1 protein-coding gene is annotated in these 2,597 nt (G+C 56.5%); it reads left to right on the forward strand.

The features are described 5' to 3' along the window. The first annotated feature begins 99 nt into the window (after nucleotides 1-99). On the forward strand, nucleotides 100-2,580 hold the full coding sequence (locus CKX93_RS00005; protein ID WP_240076658.1) for a TolC family outer membrane protein: 2,481 nt from the start codon (nucleotides 100-102) through the stop codon (nucleotides 2,578-2,580). Nucleotides 2,581-2,597: the final 17 nt, after the last annotated feature.

The following is a 2,597-nucleotide window of genomic DNA, read 5'->3' on the forward strand; positions in this document are numbered from 1 at the left end:
GCCCCAGCCCCAGTCACAGCCCCAGTCTCATCACAAACGGCTTCTGTTGCGCCGCAGGCGGTGGCAACCAAAACAGAGGGAGAAATCATCACGCTCAACATGAGCTTGCGCCTTGGGGATGTCCGATCCAGTGGGATGAGTCTAGACGGCCGTTCTCTTTATGTCTGGCTGACCGAAAATGCTGTGCTTAGCGAGTGGCGCGACATTGCCGCACGTATCACCCGTGATTTGCCGTTTGCGGAAGCCGCGCGCGTGCAAGACATCGCCGGCGATACTTATCTTATCGTGGAACTGTCTCGGCCCTTAGTCTTATTGGATGAGGCCGTGTCTATCGTCGATGTGGAACGCATGTCATGGGAGCTGACATTCCGCGAGAGGCGTTTGGCCGACACTGGCTCTGTGGGTCTTGCGGAAATCCTACCCAAGGGTGCATTGCAAAAAGTTCGAGTCCTGCAACAAGGGCCGCTGATCACACTGGAATTCTCAGGTTCCTCCGAATTCTTCGCCGAGATCTATCACCACGATGGTCGCGATGCGCTTATTGTCGAGTTTCCGGGGGACAGCGTGCGGGCGGTGCGAAGACTGTTGCCCGCAGATCTCCCGTCAGCGCTCGGCGAGGTGATCGTTGAAACCAGTGATGTTGGGCGCGCGCGCTTGGTCATTCCCGGTGCGCCACACATCGATTTGGTGGATGCCATTGCCAGCGCAGATGACACCCTAGAGACCAGTAGGCTCTCAGTTTACCTCGTGCCCGATGCGCCGGTGCGCGCCGACCTCGCCAAAGGTCGCTTGGATGAACTCAATCTTGATACCAGCACTGGCTTGGATGTTTTGTTAGATGGTCCTAGAGATGCTCGCATTAATGCTTATTTATTGCCGTCTCCCAGCCGGTTCATGCTGGATTTGCTCGGAGTTTCGGTTGAGGAGGCAGAGCGTGCCATCCGCGACTTTAACCCAGATGGTCAATACGTCGCCGGCATTCGTTTTGGTGAAACCCAGCTCGGTTCTACGCGCATCGAACTTACCTTAACCGAAGCCTACGCCGATGCCATGGGCACGGATGTTATCCCGTTCCGCCGGGTGCTTGAGCCCAATACCATCGCTTTAGCGCTACCAGAGGCGGGTAGACCATTGCCACAAGTCGACACCGAGCCTTTGCAGCTCCCCGGCAGGGCTTTAGCAGAAGCCTTAAATCTGCGCGCCCCACCTGAGGTAGAACTCTTGGGTGAGCCGGCTCAGGTGATCGGCTCAATACGCCTGGACGCTGCCTTTTATGAAGACCGCGATCATTCTCCCATGCCCATCGTCACCGATCGCTTCTCGCTGATGGGTAGCTTCCTTAAGGCTTTGGATAGCGATCCCTCCTATCTAGCGGCTTTAGCTGAGTTTCGCATTAATGCCGAAGCCTTGCCCCAAGCCCGAGCTGGCTTGTTGCCCACTCTAGATTTCAATTATCAGTTTGCCAATATTCAACAAGATGTGCGCGCCTCTGGCACCTTGGATTTGGGCCGCACCCGTTATAACAGCAATCTTGCCAGCCTGAATCTCACCCAGCCTGTGTTTCGTGCCAGCGCTTTTGTCGCAGTTAATCAGGCACGGTTAGCGGTCGAACAAGCACAATTGGCGGTCTTGGTCAGTGAACAAGAACTGATGGTTCGTTTGGCCACGATTTATCTCAATGTCCTGTTGGCCACGGATGAACTGCAGCTGGCTCAGTCCGAGCTCGACGCCTTTACTGGTCAGTTTGAGCTAGCCAACACCCGTTTTCGCGCTGGGATTGCTGATCTGGCCGAGTACAACGACTCTTTAAGCCGCATGACCATCGCCGAGGCCCGTTACATTAAGGCCGAGAACACCTTGGACGATGCCCGACTCGCCTTCAAAGAGATCGTTGGCGAAGAAATTGGGATTTTGAGCGGGTTCCAGGGGGACTTCCGCGCGGCATTGCCATTCCCCGCTGCGGTTGAGCCTTGGATCGATGCCGCCCTCGAACAGAATCTGGCCTTACAGACCCGACAGTTGGCCACGAGAATTGCCGATCTACAGGTGCGTCGTCAGCGCGCCGATCGGCTGCCCACTTTGGACTTTGTCGCCACTATCCGCCGGTCATCGGACGATCAGACCCTGTTCTCGCCGGAGCGTCAGGAATTGGATGCCGCTGAAGCTTCGCTGCGTCTGAATATGCCGCTATACGGCGGCGGGCGCCCCAGTTCGCTGATTCGTGAGGCCGGCGCTCGCCGTGATCGCGAGACCCAATTGGCCGAGCGTGAGCGCCGCAAGTCCGAACGCGATGTGCGCTCCGCTTTCTTAGGCGTTAATGCCAGCGCACGTATGCTTGATGCGTTGCGTGAAGCAGTCCGCGCTGAGCAAGTGCGCCTAGAGACCCGTCTACAGGGCTTTGAGACCGGCGTTGAGTCGCAAGTTGCCGTATTAGACGCTTATCAGCAGTACTTTAGTGTGCGCCGGGATTTTGCCCAAGCGCGCTTTGATTATCTGATCAACCGGTTATCACTGAAACAGGCTGTGGGGACGTTAACTCGCAACGACCTGGCCGAACTTGACCGCTTGTTGGTGAACTGAATGTGGAGATCTGAGTG

Source organism: Ectothiorhodosinus mongolicus, from assembly GCF_022406875.1.
Classification (GTDB): domain Bacteria; phylum Pseudomonadota; class Gammaproteobacteria; order Ectothiorhodospirales; family Ectothiorhodospiraceae; genus Ectothiorhodospira; species Ectothiorhodospira mongolica.